Annotated in this window: 32 protein-coding genes and 7 tRNA genes; 28 read left to right on the top strand and 11 right to left on the bottom strand. The window is 51.0% G+C overall.

The window, feature by feature from the left end:
• The first annotated feature begins 395 nt into the window (after nucleotides 1–395).
• The 17 genes from ACYQ27_RS09880 (at nucleotide 396) to ACYQ27_RS09800 (ending at nucleotide 7,228) form a co-directional block, all read left to right on the top strand.
• Nucleotides 396–983: a class I SAM-dependent methyltransferase gene (locus ACYQ27_RS09880; RefSeq protein WP_460041560.1), complete on the top strand. Its 588-nt coding sequence runs from the start codon at nucleotides 396–398 to the stop codon at nucleotides 981–983.
• Nucleotides 969–1,056: transfer RNA gene (locus ACYQ27_RS09875), tRNA-Ser, on the top strand. The genes ACYQ27_RS09880 and ACYQ27_RS09875 overlap by 15 nt, the downstream gene beginning before the upstream one ends.
• A gap of 34 nt (nucleotides 1,057–1,090) precedes the next feature.
• A complete protein-coding gene (locus tag ACYQ27_RS09870; RefSeq protein ID WP_456394977.1) occupies nucleotides 1,091–1,540 on the top strand; it encodes a 30S ribosomal protein S13 in 450 nt (149 codons plus the stop codon).
• Between the two features lie 10 nt (nucleotides 1,541–1,550).
• On the top strand, nucleotides 1,551–2,090 hold the full coding sequence (locus ACYQ27_RS09865) for a 30S ribosomal protein S4 (protein ID WP_456394976.1): 540 nt from the start codon (nucleotides 1,551–1,553) through the stop codon (nucleotides 2,088–2,090).
• Nucleotides 2,087–2,500, top strand: coding sequence for a 30S ribosomal protein S11 (locus tag ACYQ27_RS09860; protein WP_456394975.1), 414 nt, complete (start codon nucleotides 2,087–2,089; stop codon nucleotides 2,498–2,500). The genes ACYQ27_RS09865 and ACYQ27_RS09860 overlap by 4 nt, the downstream gene beginning before the upstream one ends.
• 39 nt (nucleotides 2,501–2,539) lie before the next feature.
• Nucleotides 2,540–3,316, top strand: a complete 777-nt coding sequence (locus ACYQ27_RS09855) for a DNA-directed RNA polymerase subunit D (RefSeq protein WP_460041559.1) — start codon at nucleotides 2,540–2,542, stop codon at nucleotides 3,314–3,316.
• Nucleotides 3,317–3,404, top strand: a tRNA-Leu gene (locus ACYQ27_RS09850). It begins immediately after the preceding gene.
• Between the two features lie 47 nt (nucleotides 3,405–3,451).
• Nucleotides 3,452–3,814 carry a 50S ribosomal protein L18e gene (locus ACYQ27_RS09845; RefSeq protein ID WP_456454306.1) on the top strand — a complete coding sequence of 121 codons (363 nt, stop codon included), beginning with the start codon at nucleotides 3,452–3,454 and terminating at the stop codon, nucleotides 3,812–3,814.
• A 6-nt stretch (nucleotides 3,815–3,820) separates the two neighbouring features.
• Nucleotides 3,821–4,249, top strand: a complete 429-nt coding sequence (locus tag ACYQ27_RS09840) for a 50S ribosomal protein L13 (protein WP_456454304.1) — start codon at nucleotides 3,821–3,823, stop codon at nucleotides 4,247–4,249.
• Nucleotides 4,250–4,259: 10 nt separating this feature from the next.
• Nucleotides 4,260–4,667, top strand: a complete 408-nt coding sequence (locus tag ACYQ27_RS09835) for a 30S ribosomal protein S9 (RefSeq protein WP_456394971.1) — start codon at nucleotides 4,260–4,262, stop codon at nucleotides 4,665–4,667.
• 44 nt (nucleotides 4,668–4,711) lie between these two features.
• Entirely contained in the window at nucleotides 4,712–4,909 is a 198-nt protein-coding gene (locus tag ACYQ27_RS09830; protein ID WP_456394970.1) for a DNA-directed RNA polymerase subunit N, read from the top strand.
• A gap of 17 nt (nucleotides 4,910–4,926) precedes the next feature.
• Nucleotides 4,927–5,004: transfer RNA gene (locus tag ACYQ27_RS09825), tRNA-Pro, on the top strand.
• A gap of 50 nt (nucleotides 5,005–5,054) precedes the next feature.
• Entirely contained in the window at nucleotides 5,055–5,228 is a 174-nt protein-coding gene (locus ACYQ27_RS09820) for a DNA-directed RNA polymerase subunit K (RefSeq protein WP_456394969.1), read from the top strand.
• A gap of 5 nt (nucleotides 5,229–5,233) precedes the next feature.
• Nucleotides 5,234–6,259 carry a hypothetical protein gene (locus ACYQ27_RS09815; protein ID WP_456394986.1) on the top strand — a complete coding sequence of 342 codons (1,026 nt, stop codon included), beginning with the start codon at nucleotides 5,234–5,236 and terminating at the stop codon, nucleotides 6,257–6,259.
• Nucleotides 6,260–6,264: 5 nt separating this feature from the next.
• Nucleotides 6,265–6,870, top strand: coding sequence for a 30S ribosomal protein S2 (rpsB, locus tag ACYQ27_RS09810; protein WP_456394968.1), 606 nt, complete (start codon nucleotides 6,265–6,267; stop codon nucleotides 6,868–6,870).
• A gap of 83 nt (nucleotides 6,871–6,953) precedes the next feature.
• Nucleotides 6,954–7,041 (top strand) — tRNA-Leu (locus tag ACYQ27_RS09805).
• Between the two features lie 28 nt (nucleotides 7,042–7,069).
• Entirely contained in the window at nucleotides 7,070–7,228 is a 159-nt protein-coding gene (locus tag ACYQ27_RS09800; protein ID WP_068665969.1) for a 50S ribosomal protein L40e, read from the top strand.
• Nucleotides 7,229–7,232: 4 nt separating this feature from the next.
• On the opposite strand, the gene ACYQ27_RS09795 is transcribed toward ACYQ27_RS09800, so the two are convergent.
• On the bottom strand, nucleotides 7,233–7,559 hold the full coding sequence (locus ACYQ27_RS09795; protein ID WP_456394967.1) for a PadR family transcriptional regulator: 327 nt from the start codon (nucleotides 7,557–7,559) through the stop codon (nucleotides 7,233–7,235).
• A 131-nt stretch (nucleotides 7,560–7,690) separates the two neighbouring features.
• Between ACYQ27_RS09795 and ACYQ27_RS09790 the strand changes: the two genes are divergently transcribed.
• Nucleotides 7,691–7,993 (top strand): FUN14 domain-containing protein, encoded by a 303-nt coding sequence (locus ACYQ27_RS09790; RefSeq protein ID WP_456394966.1) that lies wholly within the window; start codon nucleotides 7,691–7,693, stop codon nucleotides 7,991–7,993.
• A gap of 25 nt (nucleotides 7,994–8,018) precedes the next feature.
• A complete protein-coding gene (locus tag ACYQ27_RS09785; RefSeq protein ID WP_460041558.1) occupies nucleotides 8,019–9,332 on the top strand; it encodes a lipopolysaccharide biosynthesis protein in 1,314 nt (437 codons plus the stop codon).
• Here the strand turns inward: ACYQ27_RS09785 and ACYQ27_RS09780 are convergent.
• Together ACYQ27_RS09780 and ACYQ27_RS09775 are read right to left on the bottom strand one after the other, a co-directional pair.
• Nucleotides 9,304–10,047: a metallophosphoesterase family protein gene (locus tag ACYQ27_RS09780; RefSeq protein WP_456454300.1), complete on the bottom strand. Its 744-nt coding sequence runs from the start codon at nucleotides 10,045–10,047 to the stop codon at nucleotides 9,304–9,306. The two genes, ACYQ27_RS09785 and ACYQ27_RS09780, sit on opposite strands and share 29 nt — an antisense overlap.
• 196 nt (nucleotides 10,048–10,243) lie before the next feature.
• Nucleotides 10,244–10,321 (bottom strand) — tRNA-Arg (locus tag ACYQ27_RS09775).
• A 62-nt stretch (nucleotides 10,322–10,383) separates the two neighbouring features.
• On the opposite strand from ACYQ27_RS09775, the gene ACYQ27_RS09770 reads away from it, so the two are divergent.
• Entirely contained in the window at nucleotides 10,384–10,833 is a 450-nt protein-coding gene (locus ACYQ27_RS09770; RefSeq protein ID WP_456394984.1) for an Lrp/AsnC family transcriptional regulator, read from the top strand.
• Here the strand turns inward: ACYQ27_RS09770 and ACYQ27_RS09765 are convergent.
• The 5 genes from ACYQ27_RS09765 to ACYQ27_RS09745 form a co-directional block, all read right to left on the bottom strand.
• Nucleotides 10,830–11,126 (bottom strand): hypothetical protein, encoded by a 297-nt coding sequence (locus ACYQ27_RS09765; protein WP_460041557.1) that lies wholly within the window; start codon nucleotides 11,124–11,126, stop codon nucleotides 10,830–10,832. The two genes, ACYQ27_RS09770 and ACYQ27_RS09765, sit on opposite strands and share 4 nt — an antisense overlap.
• Nucleotides 11,127–11,164: 38 nt before the next feature.
• Nucleotides 11,165–11,884 carry a phosphoribosyltransferase family protein gene (locus ACYQ27_RS09760; RefSeq protein WP_456454298.1) on the bottom strand — a complete coding sequence of 240 codons (720 nt, stop codon included), beginning with the start codon at nucleotides 11,882–11,884 and terminating at the stop codon, nucleotides 11,165–11,167.
• Nucleotides 11,885–11,971: 87 nt separating this feature from the next.
• On the bottom strand, nucleotides 11,972–12,469 hold the full coding sequence (locus ACYQ27_RS09755) for a YkgJ family cysteine cluster protein (RefSeq protein WP_456454296.1): 498 nt from the start codon (nucleotides 12,467–12,469) through the stop codon (nucleotides 11,972–11,974).
• A gap of 11 nt (nucleotides 12,470–12,480) precedes the next feature.
• Nucleotides 12,481–12,720, bottom strand: coding sequence for an Lrp/AsnC ligand binding domain-containing protein (locus ACYQ27_RS09750; protein WP_456394962.1), 240 nt, complete (start codon nucleotides 12,718–12,720; stop codon nucleotides 12,481–12,483).
• 2 nt (nucleotides 12,721–12,722) lie between these two features.
• Complete coding sequence (locus tag ACYQ27_RS09745) at nucleotides 12,723–14,063, bottom strand: signal recognition particle protein Srp54 (protein ID WP_456454312.1); 1,341 nt, start codon at nucleotides 14,061–14,063, stop codon at nucleotides 12,723–12,725.
• Between the two features lie 118 nt (nucleotides 14,064–14,181).
• Here ACYQ27_RS09745 and ACYQ27_RS09740 point away from each other — a divergent pair, with 118 nt between their 5' ends.
• From ACYQ27_RS09740 to mtnP, 4 genes are all read left to right on the top strand, one after another.
• Complete coding sequence (locus tag ACYQ27_RS09740) at nucleotides 14,182–15,036, top strand: damage-control phosphatase (RefSeq protein WP_456454310.1); 855 nt, start codon at nucleotides 14,182–14,184, stop codon at nucleotides 15,034–15,036.
• Between the two features lie 87 nt (nucleotides 15,037–15,123).
• A complete protein-coding gene (locus ACYQ27_RS09735; RefSeq protein ID WP_456394981.1) occupies nucleotides 15,124–15,333 on the top strand; it encodes an RNA chaperone in 210 nt (69 codons plus the stop codon).
• 101 nt (nucleotides 15,334–15,434) lie between these two features.
• Nucleotides 15,435–16,742, top strand: coding sequence for a hypothetical protein (locus ACYQ27_RS09730; protein WP_460041556.1), 1,308 nt, complete (start codon nucleotides 15,435–15,437; stop codon nucleotides 16,740–16,742).
• 39 nt (nucleotides 16,743–16,781) lie between these two features.
• Nucleotides 16,782–17,585 carry an S-methyl-5'-thioadenosine phosphorylase gene (mtnP, locus tag ACYQ27_RS09725; protein ID WP_460041555.1) on the top strand — a complete coding sequence of 268 codons (804 nt, stop codon included), beginning with the start codon at nucleotides 16,782–16,784 and terminating at the stop codon, nucleotides 17,583–17,585.
• 38 nt (nucleotides 17,586–17,623) lie between these two features.
• Here mtnP and ACYQ27_RS09720 read toward each other — a convergent pair.
• Nucleotides 17,624–17,701 (bottom strand) — tRNA-Arg (locus ACYQ27_RS09720).
• 99 nt (nucleotides 17,702–17,800) lie between these two features.
• On the opposite strand from ACYQ27_RS09720, the gene ACYQ27_RS09715 reads away from it, so the two are divergent.
• Nucleotides 17,801–17,878, top strand: a tRNA-Gly gene (locus tag ACYQ27_RS09715).
• Nucleotide 17,879: 1 nt separating this feature from the next.
• On the opposite strand, the gene ACYQ27_RS09710 is transcribed toward ACYQ27_RS09715, so the two are convergent.
• Nucleotides 17,880–18,509, bottom strand: a complete 630-nt coding sequence (locus ACYQ27_RS09710; RefSeq protein WP_460041554.1) for an MBL fold metallo-hydrolase — start codon at nucleotides 18,507–18,509, stop codon at nucleotides 17,880–17,882.
• A gap of 131 nt (nucleotides 18,510–18,640) precedes the next feature.
• Nucleotides 18,641–19,471 (bottom strand): uridine phosphorylase, encoded by an 831-nt coding sequence (gene udp, locus ACYQ27_RS09705; RefSeq protein WP_460041860.1) that lies wholly within the window; start codon nucleotides 19,469–19,471, stop codon nucleotides 18,641–18,643.
• Between the two features lie 68 nt (nucleotides 19,472–19,539).
• Between udp and ACYQ27_RS09700 the strand changes: the two genes are divergently transcribed.
• From ACYQ27_RS09700 to ACYQ27_RS09690, 3 genes are all read left to right on the top strand, one after another.
• A complete protein-coding gene (locus ACYQ27_RS09700) occupies nucleotides 19,540–20,598 on the top strand; it encodes a pyridoxal-phosphate dependent enzyme (RefSeq protein ID WP_460041553.1) in 1,059 nt (352 codons plus the stop codon).
• 118 nt (nucleotides 20,599–20,716) lie between these two features.
• A complete protein-coding gene (locus ACYQ27_RS09695; RefSeq protein WP_460041552.1) occupies nucleotides 20,717–21,589 on the top strand; it encodes an MEMO1 family protein in 873 nt (290 codons plus the stop codon).
• Complete coding sequence (locus ACYQ27_RS09690) at nucleotides 21,586–21,987, top strand: nucleotidyltransferase domain-containing protein (RefSeq protein ID WP_460041551.1); 402 nt, start codon at nucleotides 21,586–21,588, stop codon at nucleotides 21,985–21,987. Before ACYQ27_RS09695 ends, ACYQ27_RS09690 begins: the two co-directional genes overlap by 4 nt.
• Nucleotides 21,988–22,012: the final 25 nt, after the last annotated feature.

Below are 22,012 nucleotides of genomic sequence, written 5' to 3'. Positions count from 1 at the left end.
AAATTGCACCTTAAAAAAGGAATCACTATCCTTTGGTCAAGCTTTCCTAAAGCTTGCTCTGTACTCTCAAACCCCGAAGTGGGGCTTCGCCCTACGGAAAGAAACTTTACCTTCGCAAAGTTTCATCAAAGTTTGTACGTGCTTTTAAGGTGCCGTAATTCTGGAGGCTTTTTCTTAAGCGGATTTTTCTAAGAGGGGTTACTTTCAGTAGCGCCCAGAGGGCGCGGAAAGAATAAACCCAGCAAATATTGACCCCCCCACCTAAGAAAGCCCACTAAAACTCCCCCTACTACAAAGCACGTACGAACTACCCAAGATGATTAAATAGTGTTGGAACCATTTGGTCAAGCTTTGTGCAAGCAAAGATTGATAAACCCCCTTTCTTATCCCCACACATGAGCCACTACTACTCCGAAGAACCGAAAGTCCCGCTGAGGACGAAGACCATAGAAGTCTGCATCAGAGGCCACTGCTTCAGGTTCATCACAGCGAGCGGGGTCTTTTCCTTCGGGAAACTCGATCGCGGAACCGAGCTTTTAATCGAGAGCATGATTCTCAATGAAGGCTGGCGCGTCCTCGATTTGGGCTGCGGCTACGGGGCGGTGGGAATAGTGGCCTCCAGGTTTGTCGGGCAGGTTGTAATGACGGACATCAACAGGAGAGCAATAAGCATAGCAAAGAAAAACTTAAAAATCAACGGCGTTAAAAACGCAGAGGTAAGGTGGGGAAGTCTCTACGAGCCCGTTAGGGGTGAGAGGTTCCACAGCATAATAACAAACCCGCCTGTGCACGCCGGCAAAGAAGTGCTGAGGGAAATAGTTATAAATGCTCCCCTGCATCTTCACGATGAAGGCCTGCTTCAGCTCGTGATTAAAACGAAGCAGGGCGCAAAATATATTAAGGGTTTAATGGAGGAGAACTTCGCCGAAGTGAGAGAGCTGGCAAAGGGCTCTGGTTACAGGGTGTATGCCGGGATCGCCTAGCCTGGGATGGCGCGGGCCTTGAGAGCCCGTGGGCGTCCTGCCCACCGGGGTTCAAATCCCCGTCCCGGCGCCAAAATCCTTGCACAGGATTTGGAGGTGTATTCGTAATGACGGACAATTTCAGGCACATAGTGCGTGTAGCAGGTGTTGATTTAAACGGAAATAAACAGCTCAGATGGGCGCTCACAGGAATTAGAGGGATAGGAATAAACTTCGCTACAATGGTGCTCAGAATAGCAGGAATAGACCCGTACATGAAGGCAGGGTACCTCACAGCGGAGCAGGTTAAAAAGATAGAGGAAATCTTGGCTGACCCAATAAAGCACGGCATTCCTGCCTGGGCGGTCAACAGACCCAAGGACTACGATACCGGGCTTGACAGGCACCTCATCACGGCCAAGCTCGTCATGGCATGGCGTGAAGATGTGAACAGGCTCAGGCGCATAAGGGCATACAGAGGAATAAGACACGAACTCGGTCTGCCTATGAGAGGGCAGAGAACAAGATCAAACTTCAGACACGGTGCTACCCTCGGTGTTAGCAGAAGGAAGAAGTGAGGTGATTTGAATGGGAGACCCAAAGAGGCAGAGGAAGAGGTATGAAACTCCCTCTCACCCGTGGATTAAGGAGAGGCTCGACAGCGAGAGAGTTTTGATGAGGAAATACGCCCTCAAGAACAAGAAGGAGCTCTGGAAGCACGAAACCCAGCTTAAGGAATTCAGAAGAAGGGCCAGAAGGCTGCTGGCAGCGAGAGGAAGGCAGGCCGAGGTTGAGAGGCAGCAGCTCCTCCAGAGGCTTGCAAGACTTGGTCTCCTCCCAGAGGGAGCGGCTCTCGATGACGTTCTCTCTCTGACCCTTGAGGACATCCTTGAGCGGAGGCTTCAGACCATGGTCTTCAAGAAGGGCCTCGCGAGAACTGTGAAGCAGGCAAGACAGCTTATAGTCCACGGACACATAGAGGTTGCAGGTCAGGTCATAAGATCACCGAGCTACCTTGTCCTCAAAGAGGAGGAAACGGGCATAACCTATGCGAGAAACTCACCGTTCACAAAGGAAAGCCACCCTGAGAGAATGGTTATTGAACAGGCAAAGGGTGAGGCACAATGAGTGAAGGTCAGGTCAACCTCAGGAAGAAGGAGAAGTGGGGTGTCGCCCACATATATTCCTCCTACAACAACACCATAATCCACATCACGGATCTCACAGGTGCTGAGACAGTCTCAAGATGGAGCGGAGGTATGGTCGTCAAGGCTGACAGGGATGAGCCATCACCTTACGCCGCCATGATAGCTGCAAAGAGAGCCGCCGAAGAGGCCATGGAGAAGGGCTTCACCGGAGTGCACATCAAGGTGCGCGCCCCCGGAGGAAGCAAGAGCAAATCCCCGGGACCAGGTGCCCAGGCGGCAATTAGGGCTTTGGCCAGGGCAGGTCTCAGGATAGGCCGCGTTGAGGATGTTACACCGATTCCCCACGACGGAACAAGACCAAAGGGCGGCAGAAGGGGCAGGAGAGTCTGACCCCTTTAAAACTTCTTTTTTGGTGAGAAGGTGAGAAAAATGGAAGTTAAAATTCTTGAAAAACGGGAGGACTCGGTTCGTTTTATCCTCGGAGGGGTTAGTCACACGTTTGCAAATGCCCTCAGGAGGGCCATAATTGGCGAGGTTCCGACGTTTGCTGTTGATGAGGTTGAGTTCTTTGAAAATGACTCTGCTCTCTTTGATGAGATTATCGCCCACAGACTGGCCATGGTGCCGCTAACGACCCCTGTTGATAGATTTGAGCTCGATGCGCTTGATCTCGATGATTACACTGTAACACTGGGCCTTGAGTTCGAGGGGCCTGGGATGGTTTATTCGGGAGATTTGAAGAGCGACGACCCGGATATAAAGCCCGCCAATCCCAGCATCCCGATAGTCAAGCTGGCTGAGGGGCAGAGGATAACCCTCAATGCATATGCAAGGCTTGGAAGGGGCAGGGACCATGCCAAATGGCAGCCGGGTTATGCATACTACAAGTATCTGACAAGGATACACATAAGCAAGGAAATTCCGGGATGGAAAAAGCTTAAAAACCTTGCAGAAAGAAGAAAGCTGCCGGTTGAAGAAACCGGGAGTGAAATCATAATAACCACGTACAAAAGCTTTTACTTCCCCAGAGAATTTGAGGGCTACATGGGGAGTCTGATAAAGGAAGAGGTTATACCTGATACATTTGTCTTCACGGTTGAAAGCAATGGAGAGCTGCCTGTTGAGGAAATGGTGGCCATAGCGCTCAAAATCCTCATGAGGAAGAGCGATAGGTTTATAAACGAGCTTCATAAATTAGCCGTCTGAGCGGGGGTTGCCGAGCCTGGTCAAAGGCGCGGGATTCAGGGTCCCGTCCCGTAGGGGTTCCGGGGTTCAAATCCCCGCCCCCGCACCATAATGATCACCCCGTCCCTCGGTGCGAGAAATTTAGGAGGAATGATCATGAAGAGGACAGGTCCGACTGATATTAATTTGAGAAGGCTCATTCGCTATCTTAGAAAAAAGTCAAATGAGGAAGGAGTAAGGATATGGAAGGATATAGCCTGGCGTTTGGAGAGGCCAAGGAGACAGAGGGCTGAGGTAAATATAAGCAGGATTAACCGCTATACCAGGGAAGGCGACACGGTCATCGTCCCAGGAAGCGTCCTCGGCGCAGGGAAGCTCGGCCACAGGGTTACCGTTGCGGCATGGAAATTCAGTGAAAAGGCCAGGGAGAAGATAGTTGAGGCTGGCGGCGAGGCGATAACGATTGAGGAGCTCATGGAGAGAAATCCCAAAGGTAGTGGAGTAGTTATAATGGAGTGATGGGCTATGAGGATAATTAACGCTGAAGGTTTGATCCTTGGAAGGCTTGCATCAAAAGTTGCCAAGATGCTCCTTGAGGGCGAGGAGGTCATCATAGTCAACGCTGACAAGGCCATCATCACCGGCAACAGGGAGGACATTTTTGCAAAATTCAAGCAGAGGACAGAGCTAAGAACCAGGACTAACCCAAGGAGAGGTCCGTTTTATCCGAAGAGAAGCGATGAGCTTGTAAGGAGAACTATAAGAGGAATGCTGCCGTGGAAGACCAACAGGGGAAGAAGGGCATTCAAGAAGCTCAGGGTTTATGCGGGGATTCCAAGGGAGTTCGAGGGAAAGGAGTTTGAGACGATAGCGGAGGCCCACATGGCAAGGCTGGCAACTCCGAAGTACGTCACTGTTGGAGAGGTTGCCAGGTTCCTCGGTGGAAAGTTCTGAGGTGGTAGAAATGAAGGTTATCCAGACATCCGGAAAGAGAAAAACAGCCGTTGCGAGAGCCACGATAAGAGAGGGGAAGGGCAGGATCAGGATCAACCACAGGCCGGTGGAGATCATTGAGCCGGAGATGATAAGATTCACAATTATGGAACCTCTGGTTCTGGCAGGTGAAGAGATAGTCAGCAAGGTCGACATAGACGTCAAGGTAGAAGGCGGTGGAATCATGGGACAGGCTGAGGCCGCCCGTGTTGCAATCGCAAGGGCCCTTGTGGAGTGGACAAACGACATGAACCTCAAGGACAAGTTCGTAAAATACGACAGAACGATGCTCGTGGGAGATTCAAGAAGGACGGAGCCGCACAAGCCGAACAGATCAACAAAGGGTCCGAGGGCCAAGAGGCAGAAGTCATACCGTTGAGGTTTTCATTTAATTTCCTTTGAAAGTTTGAGAAGGTGATCTGGGTGATAGTGCCCGTAAGATGCTTCACATGCGGGAAGGTCATTGGAGATAAATACTACGTGTTCAAAGAGCGGGTTGAGCAGGGTGAGGATCCCGAGAAGGTGCTCGACGACCTCGGGATTGAGAGATACTGCTGCAGGAGAACATTCCTCAGCCATGTTGAGCTGATCGACGACATAATGAAGTACAGGGTGTATTGAAAAACCACATTTCTGGGGGGGCCGTGGGGTAGCTTGGCCCATCCTCCCGGCTTGGGGTGCCGGAGACCCGGGTTCAAATCCCGGCGGCCCCACCATACTGATGTGGAAACGACGGGGATGGGTTGGACTGGAATGGGTGGTGACTATGTTCAGATATACGAGATTTGAAAAGGCGAGGATTATAGGGGCAAGGGCTCTGCAGATCGCCATGGGGGCGCCGGTGCTCATAGACGTCCCGGAGGGCATAACCCCCTTGGATGCCGCAATGCTTGAGTTTGAGAAGGGTGTTGTGCCGATTACGGTAATAAGGCCGAGTTGATGACCATGACAGTAATAGAGAACGTGATTGGAAGGGTTGCTGTCCTCAAGGGTGGGAGATACTCCATTGAGGTCGACGTTGTAACCAGCTCCGGCTTTGGAAGATTTGCCGCTCCCGTTGATAAAGACCCTTCACTTTATATCGCAGAGGCGCACAGGGCTGTCAGTGAGGTTGATGAGATTATAGGGCCTGAGCTGATAGGTTTTGATGCCCAGGAGCAGGAGATTATTGACAGCTACCTGTGGGAAATAGATGGCACGGATAATCTGAGCCACATAGGTGCAAACACGGCATTAGCGGTGTCCGTTGCAGTGGCAAAAGCTGCTGCGAGTGTTAAAAAACTGCCCCTTTACAGCTACATCGGCGGGACATTTACAACTGAACTGCCTGTTCCCATAATGAGCGTGGGCAGTGATGGGATGTTTGATTACTATATCCTGGTAAGGGATCTGATGGAGATTACCGACATTGTGGATGCTCTCGTGAAGGTTGAGGAGCATGCGGGGAATATCTCACTTGAGAATCTCTCCGTGGCGTCAGAAAAGGCGAGCGATGAACTCGGTCTTGAAGTTGCCGTGGGAATAATCCAGAAAAGTCCCCTTGAGATGGAGAAGGTGCTCAGTCTGGTTGAGGACAACAACATCGCATACATAAAGCCAATGGGGGATGAAGAACTCTTCCTTGAGCTGATTGCCGGAACCCACGGTGTTTTCATAGATGGGGAGTACCTCTTCAAGGAGAAGGACATACTTGACAGGCGCTATTACAACGCGCTTTCCATAAAACCCATAAACCTGGGCACGCTCACCGATTTATACAATCTTGTGAACGATGCCAAATCGGAGAGGATAACTCCGATTCTGGCCGAGGCAGAGTTTGAATCTGCGGATGGGGCTCTGCCCCATCTGGCCGTGGGGCTTAACTGCCCCGCTTTAATGCTCCACAGGGATTCGATTGCCAAGATAAATGAGCTGATTAGAATCGCTGAAGATTTGGGTGAAAGGGGAAGAATAATAACATTTGAGGGGTGAAGAAGATGGAAGAATATTTAGTTCCACTTGACCAGTATCTGGCAGCCGGAATACACATCGGAACCCAGCAGAAGACTAAGGACATGAAGAAGTTCATCTACCGCGTTAGGCAGGACGGTCTCTATGTCCTTGACGTCAGGAAGACCGACGAGAGGCTCCGCACGGCAGGGAGATTCCTGGCCAAGTTCGACCCGCAGAACATTCTTGCTGTTAGCGTCAGGCTCTACGGGCAAAAACCCGTGAAGAAGTTCGGTGAGGTCACGGGTGCCAGGGCAATACCCGGCAGATTCCTTCCGGGGACGATGACAAACCCTGCAGTCAAGAACTTCATGGAGCCCGATGTTCTCATAGTAACCGATCCGAGGGCGGATCATCAGGCGCTGAAGGAAGCCGTTGAGATAGGCATACCCATAGTGGCCCTCGTGGATACGGAGAACTTCCTCAGCTACGTTGACCTTGCGATCCCGACAAACAACAAGGGCAGAAAGGCCCTCGCGCTGATATACTGGATACTTGCGAGGGAGATACTCTACAACAGGAAGGAAATTGAGACCAGAGAGGACTTCAAAATACCTGTTGAAGACTTTGAAATGAGGATTATAAGAACCTGAGCGGTGCTGTTGGGATAAGCCCGACAACGCCCTGAAAAGGCCACCGAAACCTTTTTAATTTTCCCTAGTGGGCTTATTCATGAGCGGGGGTGCCCGAGCCTGGCCAAAGGGGGCGGACTTAAGATCCGCTGCCGCAGGGCTGCGCGGGTTCGAATCCCGTCCCCCGCACCAGCGGATTCAAGATCATGAGGTGATTAACATGGCGAGATTTCCGGAAGCTGAGGCAAGGATATTTAAGAAGTACATCTGTATGAGATGCGGCGCCACCAATCCATGGAAGGCGAAGAAATGCAGGAAATGCGGCTACAAAGGACTCAGGCCAAAGGCAAAAGAGCCGAGAGGTGGAATGGGCCGCTGATGGCTCATTCTTCCAATTTCTCTATTGTGTTTCTAAGGAACTTCAGACCTTCATCAAGAAGCTTTCTGCCATCCTCTGTGAGCCGGTAGTATTTCCTTGAGGGTTTTCCAGTTTCACTCTCCTGCCATTCCGCTGTTACGTATCCTTCCTTTTCGAGCTTGTACAGGACGACATAGGAGCTCACGGTTGCGGGCTCAAACCCGAATCTGTCCTTTATCTTCTCCTTGAGCTCATAGGCATACATCGGTCTCTTCTTCAGGAGGGTCAGTATGTATATCCACAAAACTTCCTTGGTTAGCTTGTCCTTCAGTCTCTCCATAGGGCCAGTCATAAATATCACCGGTGGCATTCATATGCTGTAAATATTTTCATGCCGTGAAATTTAAACGTTTTGGAGTCCTGATGTTACGGGGGAGGATAAACTATTTATTCTCTCACTCCAATTCTCTGTGGTGGTGAAACATGGCAACGCTTGACATGAACGGCATGCTTGGTGATGTCGGGGTCGGAGGTGTGGTGGGCTTTATAACGGGCTTTGCCCTGAAAAAGCTGATGAAACTAGCAATGGCTTTAATCGGAGCCTATGTCCTGAGCCTCTTCTGGCTTCAGCAGAAGGGAGTAATAACGATTAACACGGACAAGCTCTTCAACCTTGCGGGGAGCGTGACCTCCCAGATCACAACCATCGGCGAGAAGGTCCTCGGAATACTGCCCGGGACAGGTGCCTTTGTTGCGGGGTTCTATCTGGGATTCCACAAAGGTTAAATTTCCTCTCCCCTTTACAGATTTTATGAGCTATGAAAGGAACCTTATCATCAGGCATTCTATTGCCTCTGTAGTCGCACTGGCAGTCTTCGGGAGCACGCGCTTCCTCTACAGCGTCATGATTTCACGGAGATATGGCATTGAGGTTCTCGGTTCCGCCAATTCCCTCATCTCCCAGGCGTTCCTGCTTGCAATTCCCCTGAGCTTCTTTGCGGTTGCCCTCGGGAAGTATTCCTCGGAGTTCCTCGGGCGGGGCGATGAGGAAAGGATAAAGTCCATAACCTCGGTTGCATTTCTATTCCCCCTTCTGGGGCTCTTCATAATCCCCTTTAATGCATACATCGGTCTGATCTCGGTTCTTCGGGCCCTTCAGCTTACTGTGAGAAATTTCTTCTATGGGATACACAGGGGCGAGGTTTATGCCTATGTTGTCCTGCTGGCTTTTGCTGGATTTCTGGCGGGATTTATGGGCTCCCTTGTGTACCTGCCGTACCTCCTCTTCCTGGGGGTGATATCTGCAGCCGCAGGGACATATCTGATTAAAAACCGCCTTGTTAGGAGACCTGGAGCCCGGGACATCCGGCTCCTCATTTCGTATTCATCCTTTGCATTCCTCGGAACGCTCTCGGGTGTTTTTCTGATTCAGGGCCCGTATTTTCTGAGCGAGAAGCTTGGAAGCGCCGGTATAGCGGGCAGGGTTTCGGCCTCCCTTTCGGCCGCTTTCCTCCTCACATACCTTCCTCAGGTTCTCCAGTCTGCCATAATGCCCCTGTATTCCTACAAATACGGCAGGGAGGAGATGGGGTATGTTAAAAACCTGTCCGAAAGGCTAACAGGGGTTCTGATTCTGGCAACCGCCATCATCGTATTCCTCCTGCTCCTCTTCGGCAGGGAGGTGCTTTCGATTTTCTTTGGCTTCTCGCTGGGAGATGAGTTCTACATTGCGCTCATTGCGGTTGAGGTTTACATTGCCTATAACCCGAGCATAGTCGCTTTAAGTTCAACAAAATATGTTAAGAGGGCAAGCATGGTGGCATTGCTTGGTGCGCTCGCTTCTCTTATTTCCTGGTTTTTCCTGATACCTTCCTCGGGGGAGTACGGCACGATGATTGGACTATTGGCAGGGTATTCATTGATTCTGCTGGGAACGGCATACGTTTCGATGAAGACCCTGGGTGTATCCCCCTCGGTCTATAAACCTCTCCTCCTGGCAGCTATCCTCCAGATGTCTGTATTCATTTCAAAAACCGCCCTTGCCGTGGCATTTCTTGTATTTCTGATGGTCTTAAGGGGGGAGCTGATGGATCTTATCAGACTCTTCCGTGGTAGAGAATTTTAACCAGCTCGGCCGGCAGTCCTTCATTCCTTATGCGTTCTTCTATGATTTTTTTATCGTACTCGACTTCCACGAACTTCGTGTGGAGCGTGCTAACATCTATGAGCGCGAATGTTGCCCTGTGCTCCCTCCCCGGAGGGAGCCCTATGCTGCCGGGGCACACAACCCTTCCGTATCTCGTCATGGCATTCACAGGATATTTCGGCGATGAGACAAGCAGAATCTCGTAATCCTTTACCGGCCGCATTATGGCCTCGTAGTATGAAGTTGGCTGTTCCGGCAGCACCCTTCCTTCAAATGGGTTCAGAGGACTGCCATAAACCCCGAATATGCTGTTCTTTCCAATCCTGTCCACGAGGTATATCGGGATGTCTCTGATGAATTCCCTTCCTTCATGGCCCAGCTTCTCCCACGTGTATTTAAGCGCCCTCCTGAGATAGCCGGGAATGCCCAGACTGTCAATATAATCAGGCCTCTCAGCTTGGGCGATGATCTGGTCATACTCACCGCGGATAATCTTTACGCTGCTGTTCTTGATGAGGCTTTTTACGCTCTTCACAATCTCCCGGGGGTATGGGAATGTCCCTGTGATGTTGCCGAGGATGTAGTATTTTTCTATCTCATATCCTTCCTCTTTGAGTTCTTCTATCCTTTCCAGGGCCTTTATCAGTGCGGGAAAATTCCCGTTTATGTTTGCAAGAACAGCCACATGGGTCATCGGCTCACCCCCCGATATTTTTCTTACCCAAATTAACTAAAAGCATCAAAAATATTTAAAGGTTTCGGGGCCCGGGGTGAGAAAAGCTCTCCTCTCACATCCCTCCAGAGCGCTAAACTCCTAAAACCAAGCTTTTTAACAGCACGTTTAGATGTGAAATCCTTCTGGAGAAGTTCTTAACTGAGAATCACATTGATGGCGGACCGGCGGGGATTTGAACCCCGGACCTGCGGCTTAGGAGGCCGCCGCCCTGTCCTAGCTAGGCTACCGGTCCACTGCCCGCTATCTCCTCAAGGAGAAGGATATTTAAACTTTGCGGTGGATTTGGGAATGGTGATGCTTTTGGTGGATGAGCTTGACAGGAAGATATTATCCCTGTTGCAGAGAGATGCCCGGCTTTCATACAGGGAGATTGCGAAAGAGCTTAAAGTTGCTGTTGGGACGGTTTACAACCGCCTCAAACGGATGGAGGAGAGAGGAATTATCCTGGGCTTTGCACCGAAGCTTAACTATGAAAAACTGGGCTATGAGCTAACCGCGATAATAGGAATAAAGGCCCAGGGAAAGAAGATCATAGAGATTGAAAGGGAGATAGCGAAGAACGAGCACGTGACGTGCGTCTATGACGTTACGGGGGAATACGACATCATAGCGGTGGCCAAGTTCAGGGGACGGGAGGACATGAACAGGTTCGTCAAGTGGCTGCTCTCAATTGATGGAGTGGAGAAAACCAACACGCACGTTGCCATGGATATAGTAAAGGAGGATCTGCAGCTTCCCCTTTAGCCTGTTAAGACAAAAACCTCCTTCATAAACCTCTCCGTGAACTCCTCCATGGATTCTGCGGGCAGTTTTACATTTTCTCCATTCACACTGCCCTCAAAAATGAAGGAACCGTGTATATCCTCCAGCCCGGCGAATACGCTGTTCCCTTCTATCGCAGCCTTCAAAACCCTCCGGAACTCCTCCCCGCTGACCCTCTTTATGGTTCCCCGGAGCATGATTTCCTTTCCGCATTCCTCTTCGGGACAGTGGAGAGTAAACAGGGTTCCCTCCTCGGCATCCACGGGAATGCTCATTCCGAGAACGTTATAAATGATAAAGCTGGGGATTTGAATCACTCCCCTATCTCAACGAGGGCATCAACGGGGATTTCATACTCCCCCTTCAGATGCTCGATAACATTCCCAACGCTTATGAGGAAGAACATTCCCACGGGTGTTGCCCCCGCCTGACGGCACATCTCCACAAGGGCCTTCTGGGTCTCCCCGCTCCTTATAACGTCATCGACGATGAGAACCCTCTCTCCTTTTTTGAGTGCCCAGTGCGGCAGGTAGAGCGTGGTAACGCTTCCGGAGGCGCTTGGAACATAACTAACCTCATAGAACTTCTCAACACCCACCTCTTTCTTTTTCTTGGCATAAACAACATCGGCATTTAGTTCCTTTGCTATATGGACGCCCAGGGGAATTCCGTCGGTTGCTGCCGTGAGAATCTTGGTGACGTTTTTATCCATGTATCTGGAGGCGACCTCCTCCGCAATCAGGCTCATAAGGGGGGTGTCGCTTAGAACCATCATATTGTCAAAGAACCCCATTTCATCGAATTTTATCCTCTTTCTGACTTCCTCTTCCAGGTTCACATACGGGGAAAGCATCTTCAGGAGCTCCTTTGTTCTCTCGGTGCTCGGGAGGACTTTTCCCCTCACGTATCTGTTCAGCACGGTTATCGGGAGACCCGTCATCTTCGAGAGCTCCTCGTAGGTATATGACTTTTTCAGTATCTTCAGCACCCTGACAAGCCTCAACTTCTCCTGTACTGCTCTTATCTGACTCATGCCCTTTCACCTCCGAGTAACCCAAATTAACAAGAAAATGTATAAATAGGTTTCGGTTCCCTGAATCTTTCTCAAAAACGGAATACTTCAGATTCCGGAGGACTTGAGTTTCCGCCCGTACTCCTCGATTATCTCGCTGAAATATTCTCTGATAAACTCCTGGTCTATCGTCTCTCCCTCCGGGTGGTTTATGCCCGGGCAGAACTCATCATTCCTGATGTAAACCTCCATAACCGAACCGTTTCTGATGAGAACAAATGGGTAAAGCCTGCATGCTCTGGGCCTGTGGGGGTATATCCTGCATCTGCTGTTCTCATCCAGGAAGATGCACGCATCATCGAATGGCCTCTTCTTCAGGGCATACCCGAGGAATCTGTCACCCCTGTAGAACATCTTTTCATAGTCCACAAACTCCCAGGCACTGTATCCGAGGTCTTCAATGGCGGCTATGTCCTCATCCCTGAGGGGGATGTCAAGCTCCATGCAGCACTTCCCGCAGTTTTTAACACATTTAAATTTAAAAGAAGAGCGCACCTCAATTTCCATCGTGTCCAGATGGATGACCGCAACGAGTGTTCTTTCCAAGCACCTGCCCCCTAGCTCCCGTAAGAGCTGGCTATTAAGGTCTCGGTCATTTCTATCTCCTTAATCCTCCTCAGGACACTGTCGTGGAACTCATCGAGCTCCCTGATGCTGTTAACCTCTATCCTGACAACGATGTCATACTCCCCATAGAGCCTGTATATCTCCCTGACCCGGGGATTGTCCTTGAGTCTGTTGAAAACCTTCTCCTCATTCCCGGGCTTCACAACAATAAGGATGAAGACCTCCATCATTTTCAGATACCTCCCAGATTAAATCCCCTTGCAAGTTTAGAAAGTTTTCTCTTGTCCATGCTCTTGAAGAACTTTTTCATCTGGTTGTACTGGTTCAGGAGTTCCTTCACGTCCCTGGGGGTTGTCCCGGAACCTCTCGCAATCCTTTTTATGCGTGAGTAGTTTATAATCTCCGGGCGCTCAAGCTCCTCCTCCGTCATGGAGTCCATTATTATTTTGAACTTCTTCAGCCTCTCCTCGCTAACCCTCACCGCATCGTCGGGCAGGGAATAGCCCAGGCCGGGGATCATCTGGAGTATCTGCTTCAGCGGCCCCATTTTGCTCATGGCCTCAAGCTGGGCATACATGTCCTTCAGGTTGAACTTTCCTTTGAGGAACTTATCTACATCCTGTTCCCTGATCTTCTGCTCCTTGCTCAGCTCCTCGAATTTCTCAAGGAGACCTTCTATGTCCCCCATCCCGAGCAGTCTTGAGACGAACCTCTTGGGGTCAAAAGGTTCGAGGTCATCAATTTTTTCCCCCGTCCCTATGAACTTTATGGGTGCCCCGGTGGCCGCGACCGCCGAAAGCGCCCCTCCTCCCTTGGCCGAGCCGTCCAGCTTGGTTACTATTATTGAACCCAGAGGGGTTGCCTCCTTGAAGGCCAGCGCCTGATTGTGGGCCTGCTGACCGATTGTTCCATCCACAACGAGGATAACCTCGTGGGGGTTTATTGAGCTGCTTATCTGTCTCATCTCCTCCAGGAGGCCTTTCTCTTCCTTGTGTCTTCCGGCGGAGTCAACGATAATTATGTCGACACCCTTCTTTCTGAAGTACTCAACCCCCTCCCTCGCAAGCTTCACGGCGTCCTTCTCATCCGGATCTCCGAAGACCTCAATTCCGAAGGGCTCCACAAGCTGCTTCAGCTGCTGGTAGGCACCGGGACGCCAGGTGTCGGAGCACACCAGACCGACCCTGTACCCCCTTTTCTGGAAGTATCTGGCCAGCTTAGCTATGCTCGTTGTCTTGCCCGAACCCTGTATGCCGACTGCCAGCAGAACCGTGGGTTTCTCCCTTATCTCAATCGGCTTGGCCTCCCTTCCGAGAAAGTTTGTGAGCTCTTCATAGACGATTTTTATTATGTGTTCCTTCCTTGAAACACCTGCAGGGGGCTTCTCCTCCAGCGCCCTCTTTTCAATCTTCTTGGTCAGCTGAAGGACGAGACGGACGTTAACATCAGCCTGAATGAGGGCCCTCTGAATATCTCTCACAACTTCCCTGATGAGAGCCTGGTCAACGGTGTTTGAACGGGCCAGCTTCCTTAATGCATTATTGAGTGCCTTCCCGAGGTTTTCTAAAGCCATTTTCACTCACCATAAGAAACAATGCTCGGGAGTTTATAATCCTTAGGGGTCTGTCCGTCATGTTTGCTGTCCCGGAGGGCTTAAAAATGGACATGCCCAGATACCTCTGGTGATCTGGATGAAGGTTCACTACGAATGCTTATCCTGCATAGTAACCCAGTCACAGAGGGTGGCGGAGCTGAGCACGGAGGATGCCGGGAAAAGGAGGGAAGCGATGATAAAGGCTGCAAAATTTCTGGGGGAACATTTTAATCATGATGCCATCCCCGCTATCCTCGGGAGCGAGGTCTTTCTGATGCTCTATGACTATCTGGAAAATGATGATCCCTTTAAGGCGTATAAGGTGAGGTCAAACCTTCTGGCAAAATCCCTCGTTGAAGACCTCAGGAAAAAGCTAACCATCGACCTTAAGTGCGCACTTAAGCTTTCAATAGCTGGAAATGTCATAGACTTCGCTGTGGGATATGATCCTGAGAAAATTGAGGAGGACATCATGAAAATGCTCGATGAGGAGCTTTACATAGATGAGAGCGGGGAGTTATTTGAAAGGCTCAAAAACGCCAAAACTTTGCTCTACCTTACCGACAACTGCGGCGAGATATACTTTGACAGACTTTTCATCGAGAGGATAAAAGAGGAATTCCCTGAGCTCAGGATTTATATCGCCGCCAAGGAGGGACCGATAATCAACGATGCCACCGTGGAGGATCTCCTGGCTGCGGGCTTTGGGGATGTGGGAATTGTGATTTCCACAGGCAGCAGGATCGTGGGGGTTCCCTCCGGTGGCCTGAGCAGCGAGTTCATGGAGGCATTTAAGGAGGCAGACCTCATAATAGCCAAGGGTCAGGGCAATTTTGAAACCCTGAGTGAATTTAAGGACGGGAGGGTGTTCTACCTCCTGAAGGCGAAGTGCCCTCCCCTAGCCAGGGAACTGGGGGTGCCCAGAGGGGCAATGCTGTGCCTGAGGCGGTGAATTCGACAATCAACGATATTATCTTTAACGAACGACGATTAGAAAGCTTTTTATATTTAAAGGTAGTATATAGTACCGGTGATGTCTATGCCAACGATAGTTAAGAAGGATATTGATAAGTTTGTCAGGGAGTTAAAGATGCATTACAGCGATGTCTGGAAGATGCCCAGGAGTGAATACCTGAAAAAGCCAGACTTCGTGGTTGTTGACCCCAAATCGGGCAAGAAGATAAAGGTGAGCTATGTATCCCTCGATGACGGGGAGATTATCAGCGTTGTCTATGACGACCTGAGCTGATTTTCGTTTTTTGTCTAATTCAATCTCAACACATTTCTAATTCCGCGGCTATTTTGAAAATTATTAAATACCCTGAGGTTTCAAAAAGTAATGGTGGAAATATGGATAATCCCGGTATCTACCGTGAGGTTCTTGAGCTGGCATCCCGGATAAGCGACAGATATCTCCGGGCTATAACATATGCCAGAATAGGGTATTACCTGCATAAACTGGAGGATGAAACGTATAAGGACGCCTTCAAGCAGTCCTTTGATGCAGTCAGCAGGATAGAGAGCCCCATCAGTGCTGTGCGGGCTCTGATTGAAATAGGGGGCTATCTGTATAAGTCCGGGCTTGTGAAGGCATCAAACAAGGTTTTTTATCAGGCATATGAGATAGTCAGGGGCTTTCCCCAGCCCCTTCATGATGAGATGATAGAGGCACTCGTCAACCGGCTTATGGGGCTTGGACTGCTGAACGATGCTCTGTTCTATGGCAGAAACATCAAAAGCAATGTTAAAAGAAATGACGTGCTCCTCAAGATACTCAGGGAATATCTGAAGGGCCGGAACATAAAGAGGGCATATGTTACCCTTAAATACATTCAGGGCGAGCCGTGGCACTCGATAGCGGCGGTTGAAATCCTTAAGGTTCACCTGGAGCGGGAGGAATTTGGAAGTGCAATAAAAATCCTGAGGAACCTCACCAGCGAATACTGGCTGTCCGAAGCAATGCGTGAAGTGGCGGTGCACTTGAAGAACGCGGATGTCCCGAAGGAGACCTACGAGAAATTTGTTGACATAGCCCTCAGCATGCCCAAATCAGTAAGCCCCGAGGTTCTGAGGGCTCTCCTCATAGGACTTGGCAGCTACGGGGAAACATCATTTGTGCTCGGGATTATACGGAATCTCCCTGAAGAGGAGAGGGTGAAGATTCTCTCGGGTCTGATTTCGAATATAATTGATCAGGAGAAACTTCTGGAGAGCATTGTGGATAATCTGCACGGGAGCGAGCTTGATCTTGTGGCGAAGATAATCCTTGATGGGCTTCTCTCCAGGCCCGCAAATCCGAGGTATAAGCAGCTTGTTGAGCATGTGGGATTCAAAGCGGGTGATGATTCCATCAAAGCGAAGGCGGTCACATACCTCGCAAAAATCGGGGAATATGAAGATGCTATGAAGCTCGCAGGGGAAATAATGGACACCCACGTGCGCTCCCTTGCATTCGGCAGCATAGCGGTCAGCAGGCTGAAGGAGGGCGACATAGATGGTGCCATAGATGCCGCACTTGAGGTTAAAGACCCTAAATGGGGCTCATGGCTGCTGAGCGAAATCCTGACGAAGATACTTGAGCTACAGGCGGGTGAAAGCGTCAGGGATGATCTGGAGGACAAATCCCATAAGCAGAAGAAAATCTGGGAAAAAGAATAATGTTTTAAACATGCTGCTGAACTCTTTTAAGGTGATGATATGCCGAGGATAGCCTTAATCGGTGGTTCTGGAGTTTATGACCCAAAGCTGCTGGAGAATATCCGGGAGGAAGAGGTGAAAACACCCTACGGAACTGTCAGGGTGAAGATTGGGACATACAGGGGGGAGGAGATAGCCTTTCTGCCAAGACACGGTGAGAAACACAGCGTTCCGCCGCACAGAATAAACTATCACGCGAATATATGGGCACTTCATGAGCTCGGGGTTGAGAGGATTCTTTCAACGTCAGCCGTTGGCTCGCTCAACGAGGAGATGAAGCCAGGAGACTTCGTAGTCCTTGACCAGCTTCTCGACTTCAGCAAGAGCAGGCACTACACCTTCTATGACGGCGATGAGAGTCCCCATGAGAGGAAGTTCGTGGCTCATGTGGACTTCACGGATCCCTACTGTCCGGAGCTCAGGAAGGCGGTTATCAGGGCAGCGAGGGAGCTTGGGTTCAGGTATCATCCGGTTGGCACCTATGCCTGCATGGAGGGGCCCCGATTTGAGACGAGGGCGGAGATTAGAGCATTGAGAATACTCGGAGCGGATGTCGTTGGAATGACCCAGTGCCCTGAGGCTATACTTGCGAGGGAGCTTGAGATGTGCTACTCCAGTGTCGCCATAGTTACCAACTTTGCCGCTGGGATAAGCAGCACAAAGCTAACGCACAGCGAGGTCGTCGAACTGATGGCGGAGAAGAGCGAGGAGATAAAGTACCTGCTGATGAAGGCCGTTGAATACATCCCGAAGGAAAGAAGATGCGCCTGCAAGGATGCCCTGAAAGGAGCAACGGGTGAGTGATTTTTCGAACCTGGGATGCAGTCTGCCGGAAAATCTGGTGGCGCCCCGGCGGGGATTCGAACCCCGGATCTCGAGGTCCGCAGCCTCGCGCCCTATCCAGACTAGGCCACCGGGGCAAACCAGTTAATTCTTCAGGTGTGGATTTATAAATCTATCCGTGGAAAAGAGCGAAAAGCTTATAAATCACCCCCAGCTCATTAACTAACGGCAGCAGAGCGGTGGTAGTCTAGTCTGGTCTAGGACTGCGGCCTGCCACGCCGCAAGCCCGGGTTCAAATCCCGGCCACCGCACCATTCATGTTTCTAACCCTGAAAGCTCATCAATGAGTTCCTTCCATCTGAGTTTTCCCTGATTCAGAATCGGTCTGCCGTGGCTGGGCAGGACATGCTCAAAATCCAGCTTCAGGATGTTTTTTATGGCTCCTCTGTTCATTTCAGGATCCATTGAGTACCTGTGAGGGATTTCATGCAGTTTGCCCCCTTCCTCGTGGACCAAATCTCCCGGAAAAACTGCCCTAAGCTCCTCTGAATACAGGACTATGCTGCCCGGTGTGTGCCCCGGCGAGTGGATCACCCTCAGGCCGGCAATCTCGTCCCCATCTTTGAGGGGAATATCCACCCCGACAGGCTCGCTGCTCCACCTTTCACCCATTATGTACGGGATTTCCTCCCTGTGGGCCGCCACCTTAGCACCCGTAAGCTCTTTCAAAGCCTTAAGCGATCCTATGTGATCATGATGTCCGTGGGTCGCTATTATAACCTTGACATCCCTTGGGGCAAACCCGAGCCCCTTAAGATATTCCAGAACTTTCTTATGCTCCCCCGGAAGGCCGGCATCTATAACCGCCACCCATCCCTCCTGCAGGATAAGATAAACGTTTGCCGTCGTGCCATCAACGAGGTGCACGTTTTTAAGAACCCTCATGAGACCACCGGAATAATCTATGCTTTGAACTTAAAGAAATTTTCCCGTGATTCAGGAGTACTGGAACAAGACTAACAGTGTTTGAAAGCCTGTGATACCGATTTAGAGAAAACAGAAAAGCGAAAACCGCATCAGGGCTTTTTCAGCCCCGGGAACCACACTTTCTTCCCTGCCTTCTCCTTCTCCTCATCCCACTCGGCGAGTATCTTCACAGCCTCACTGGCAACCAGTGCTGCCTCCTTTTCCCCGGCCTTCCCGAATTCGTTCGTAACGCGGTTGGCAAAGACCGCACACACACATCCTGCACGCAGTCCGTAGATGCCCGCAAGGGTGAAGAGCGTCGCTGCCTCCATCTCGAAGTTGGTGACGTTTGCCTGCCTGAGGTCATTCACTATGTTTCCGGCAAAGCTCGGGAAGTAGCCTTTCAGCCCGGGCCTGCCCTGACCGAGGTAGAAGCTGTCGGTTGAGGCCGTTATGCCGATGTGGTAGCGCACGCCGAGGGTTTCGGCAGCCTCTATTAGGGCCATGGTAACCTCCAAATCCGCAGCCGCCGGATACTCGACCCTCACATACTGCTTTGACGTCCCCTCAAGCCTCACCGCCGCCCTGGCTATTATCAGGTCTCCTATCTCCATTCCCGGCTGTATCGCTCCGGTCGAACCGACGCGGATGAAGGTATCCGCACCTATCGCCGCGAGCTCCTCTATGGCTATCGCCGTTGATGGGCCGCCTATCCCTGTCGAGGTAACGCTTATGGGAACTCCCTTATATTTCCCGGTGTGTGTCCTGTACTCCCTGTGGAAGGCTATCTCCTTAGCTTCGTCCCAGAGGGAGCTTATCTTCGGCACCCTCTCGGGGTCGCCGGGGAGCAAAACATACCTCGCCACATCCCCGGGTTTGCATGCTATGTGGTACTGATAGCCTTCTTTAGTCTGCGGTCTATCCGCCGATACGAACTTCATATCCCTCACCTGATATCGGTTCTCAAAAGATAAATAAAAGCCTTTGCGTAATATCCAGGGGTGGGAAAATGCTCAGATGCATAAAATGCGGCAGGGCATATCCGGGGTTCCGGCTTGTTTGTGAATGCGGCGGACTTCTTGATGCCGTCAGCAACTTTGAGAAACCCTTTGGAGACCTCCTCAGGAAGGAGTATCTTGATATCAGAAGGTATCTCGGTTTCCTCCCGATCAGGGAGGAGCATGCTCCACGTTTAATCCCTCCGGTAACCCCAATTGTGGAGAGGGAGATAAAGGGGGTCAGGGCTCTTTTCAAGCTCGAATATCTGATGCCATCAGGCTCGTTCAAGGACAGGGGCACTTACGTAACCGTTGCCAAGCTTAAGGAGGAGGGAATATGGGAGGTTGTCCTCGATTCCTCCGGAAACGCCGCGATAAGCCTGGCGATGTTTGCGAAATCGGAGGGGCTGAAGGCACATCTATTTATTCCGAAGTCCACAGGTGAGGGAAAGAAGAGGCTGCTTGAGATGCTGGGTGCGGAAGTTCATGAAGTTGAAGGCTCAAGGATGGAAACCCATGAAGCGGCTTTGGGGTTTGATGGTGGAACCTACATCTCCCACTGGCTCAATCCCTACTTTCTGGCGGGGACGAAGACGGCGGCCTATGAAGCTTTCGAGCAGATCGGGCATGTTGACTACGTCATCTCGCCGGTCGGGAGCGGTTCGCTTTTCCTCGGCCTCTGGAAGGGATTCTCTGAACTGAGAAAGATGGGTGAAATCGAGAGGCTTCCTGTCTTTATCGCTGTTCAGGCGGAGGGATTCGAGAGTCTCTGCACCCGGAGCCGGGAGAGGAGCAGACTGGCGGAGGGCATAGCGATTCCCGAGCCTCCAAGGAGGGAGCAGATGCTGGAGGTTCTCAGAGAAACGAAGGGTGTGTGCGTTTCGGTTGGGGATGGGGAGATAGGGAATGCCCTCCACGAGCTCTGGAACATGGGCTTTTTGGTTGAGCCCACCTCTGCGGTGGTTCTGGCTGCACTGAAAAAGCTAACGGCTTCAGGCAGAATTGAAGAAAAATCGAGGGTTCTTCTGCCCCTTACGGGTTCGGGACTGAAAACTGGTTTTGGGCACTGAGCATGTTGAAATCAGCTGCTGCTGGGATAAGCTCAACAGTGCCCCAAAAGACCTGCGGTGTCTGGGCTCAAACACTATAAATATAAATCCTGAAGCGGAATTAAGAGGGGGTGAGAACATGAGGTATCCTGTGGTTGCAGGGCAGTTTTATCCTGCTGGTGATGAGCTTGTGGCAATGCTTGAGGGGTTTTTCAGGGATCTGGGCGGAGAGGGCAGCGGGAGAAAGATAACGGCGGGAGTTGCTCCCCATGCGGGCTACATCTTTTCGGGATACACCGCTTCGAGAACGTATAGGGCGATATTCGAGGATGGTCTTCCGGAGACATTCGTTATAATAGGGCCGAATCACACGGGACTGGGCTCTCCTGTGGCGGTTTATCCTTCCGGAAAATGGAGCACACCCCTCGGTGGGGTTGAGGTGGATTTTGAGCTTGGCAGAGAAATTGCAAAACGTTCTGAAATCGCTGATCTCGATGAGCTTGCCCACAAATACGAGCACTCCATAGAGGTTCAGCTGCCGTTCATCCAGTACCTTGCCGGGAAAGCCGGAAAGGAGGTTCGGATAGTGCCGGTTGCCCTCGGCCTGCAGGATGCTGAAACCGCAGAAGCCCTTGGAAAGGCCATATTTGAAGCTTCCAGGGAACTCGGCAGGGACGTTGTCGTTATTGCAAGCACAGACTTCATGCACTACGGCTATGCCTACGGCTACGTGCCCTTCAGGGCGAGGGGGGAGGATCTGCTGGGCAGGATAAAGGAGTGGGACTTCAGGGTTATTCAGAAGATCCTTGAATTTGATTACAGGGGCATGTTCAGCGAGATAAGGAAGATGGGGCACACGATGTGCGGCCCGGGAGGAGTGGCGGCTGCAGTGGTGTTTTCAAGAATGCAGGGGGCGGTTGAGGCTGAAATCCTGCACTACACGACGAGCTATGAGGTGAGCCGTTCGACCGATGCAATAGTAGGATATGCAAGCATCGTGATGAGGAAGTGAACGAAAGAGTGATAAGGGACTTTTCCCATTTTTCACACATGAAACTGGAAGACGCCGTGGAGAGAATCCTTGAGCTCGGCGGGAATAGGGTTAAGTTCCTCATTCTCTTCGGATCCCATGCACGCGGTGAGGCAGGGAAGGACAGCGATATAGGCCTCTGCGTTTACTATGAAGGAAACCCAAAAGGTTCAGGGAGCTGGTTTTTGGATACCTGCCGGATGAATACGACGTCCAGATTTTCCAGCTCCTTCCGATTTATCTCAAAAGGGAGTGCCTCAGGGGAAGGGTTCTCTTCTGCAGGGATGAGACCTTCCTCTACGACCTCGCGTATGAAACGCTCAAGGAGCGGGAGGACTTTAAGAGGTATTACTACGACTACCTCGGGCTGGAGGCGATAGAATGAGGGGAAAAATTAACGACGAG

The organism is Thermococcus atlanticus, from assembly GCF_054657855.1.
This window is presented reverse-complemented; position numbering and strand designations above follow the sequence as displayed.

Excerpts from the sequence above, each read along its gene's own strand:
- ACYQ27_RS09880 (WP_460041560.1), top strand. The coding sequence starts at position 396 with ATGAGCCACTACTACTCCGAAGAACCGAAAGTCCCGCTGAGGACGAAG.
- ACYQ27_RS09870 (WP_456394977.1), top strand. The coding sequence starts at position 1,091 with ATGACGGACAATTTCAGGCACATAGTGCGTGTAGCAGGTGTTGATTTA.
- ACYQ27_RS09865 (WP_456394976.1), top strand. The coding sequence starts at position 1,551 with ATGGGAGACCCAAAGAGGCAGAGGAAGAGGTATGAAACTCCCTCTCAC.
- ACYQ27_RS09860 (WP_456394975.1), top strand. The coding sequence starts at position 2,087 with ATGAGTGAAGGTCAGGTCAACCTCAGGAAGAAGGAGAAGTGGGGTGTC.
- ACYQ27_RS09855 (WP_460041559.1), top strand. The coding sequence starts at position 2,540 with ATGGAAGTTAAAATTCTTGAAAAACGGGAGGACTCGGTTCGTTTTATC.
- ACYQ27_RS09845 (WP_456454306.1), top strand. The coding sequence starts at position 3,452 with ATGAAGAGGACAGGTCCGACTGATATTAATTTGAGAAGGCTCATTCGC.
- ACYQ27_RS09840 (WP_456454304.1), top strand. The coding sequence starts at position 3,821 with ATGAGGATAATTAACGCTGAAGGTTTGATCCTTGGAAGGCTTGCATCA.
- ACYQ27_RS09835 (WP_456394971.1), top strand. The coding sequence starts at position 4,260 with ATGAAGGTTATCCAGACATCCGGAAAGAGAAAAACAGCCGTTGCGAGA.
- ACYQ27_RS09820 (WP_456394969.1), top strand. The coding sequence starts at position 5,055 with ATGTTCAGATATACGAGATTTGAAAAGGCGAGGATTATAGGGGCAAGG.
- ACYQ27_RS09815 (WP_456394986.1), top strand. The coding sequence starts at position 5,234 with ATGACAGTAATAGAGAACGTGATTGGAAGGGTTGCTGTCCTCAAGGGT.
- rpsB (WP_456394968.1), top strand. The coding sequence starts at position 6,265 with ATGGAAGAATATTTAGTTCCACTTGACCAGTATCTGGCAGCCGGAATA.
- ACYQ27_RS09800 (WP_068665969.1), top strand. The coding sequence starts at position 7,070 with ATGGCGAGATTTCCGGAAGCTGAGGCAAGGATATTTAAGAAGTACATC.
- ACYQ27_RS09795 (WP_456394967.1), bottom strand. The coding sequence starts at position 7,559 with ATGACTGGCCCTATGGAGAGACTGAAGGACAAGCTAACCAAGGAAGTT.
- ACYQ27_RS09790 (WP_456394966.1), top strand. The coding sequence starts at position 7,691 with ATGGCAACGCTTGACATGAACGGCATGCTTGGTGATGTCGGGGTCGGA.
- ACYQ27_RS09785 (WP_460041558.1), top strand. The coding sequence starts at position 8,019 with ATGAGCTATGAAAGGAACCTTATCATCAGGCATTCTATTGCCTCTGTA.
- ACYQ27_RS09780 (WP_456454300.1), bottom strand. The coding sequence starts at position 10,047 with ATGACCCATGTGGCTGTTCTTGCAAACATAAACGGGAATTTTCCCGCA.
- ACYQ27_RS09770 (WP_456394984.1), top strand. The coding sequence starts at position 10,384 with ATGCTTTTGGTGGATGAGCTTGACAGGAAGATATTATCCCTGTTGCAG.
- ACYQ27_RS09765 (WP_460041557.1), bottom strand. The coding sequence starts at position 11,126 with ATGAGCATTCCCGTGGATGCCGAGGAGGGAACCCTGTTTACTCTCCAC.
- ACYQ27_RS09760 (WP_456454298.1), bottom strand. The coding sequence starts at position 11,884 with ATGAGTCAGATAAGAGCAGTACAGGAGAAGTTGAGGCTTGTCAGGGTG.
- ACYQ27_RS09750 (WP_456394962.1), bottom strand. The coding sequence starts at position 12,720 with ATGATGGAGGTCTTCATCCTTATTGTTGTGAAGCCCGGGAATGAGGAG.
- ACYQ27_RS09745 (WP_456454312.1), bottom strand. The coding sequence starts at position 14,063 with ATGGCTTTAGAAAACCTCGGGAAGGCACTCAATAATGCATTAAGGAAG.
- ACYQ27_RS09740 (WP_456454310.1), top strand. The coding sequence starts at position 14,182 with ATGAAGGTTCACTACGAATGCTTATCCTGCATAGTAACCCAGTCACAG.
- ACYQ27_RS09735 (WP_456394981.1), top strand. The coding sequence starts at position 15,124 with ATGCCAACGATAGTTAAGAAGGATATTGATAAGTTTGTCAGGGAGTTA.
- ACYQ27_RS09730 (WP_460041556.1), top strand. The coding sequence starts at position 15,435 with ATGGATAATCCCGGTATCTACCGTGAGGTTCTTGAGCTGGCATCCCGG.
- mtnP (WP_460041555.1), top strand. The coding sequence starts at position 16,782 with ATGCCGAGGATAGCCTTAATCGGTGGTTCTGGAGTTTATGACCCAAAG.
- ACYQ27_RS09710 (WP_460041554.1), bottom strand. The coding sequence starts at position 18,509 with ATGAGGGTTCTTAAAAACGTGCACCTCGTTGATGGCACGACGGCAAAC.
- udp (WP_460041860.1), bottom strand. The coding sequence starts at position 19,471 with ATGAAGTTCGTATCGGCGGATAGACCGCAGACTAAAGAAGGCTATCAG.
- ACYQ27_RS09700 (WP_460041553.1), top strand. The coding sequence starts at position 19,540 with ATGCTCAGATGCATAAAATGCGGCAGGGCATATCCGGGGTTCCGGCTT.
- ACYQ27_RS09695 (WP_460041552.1), top strand. The coding sequence starts at position 20,717 with ATGAGGTATCCTGTGGTTGCAGGGCAGTTTTATCCTGCTGGTGATGAG.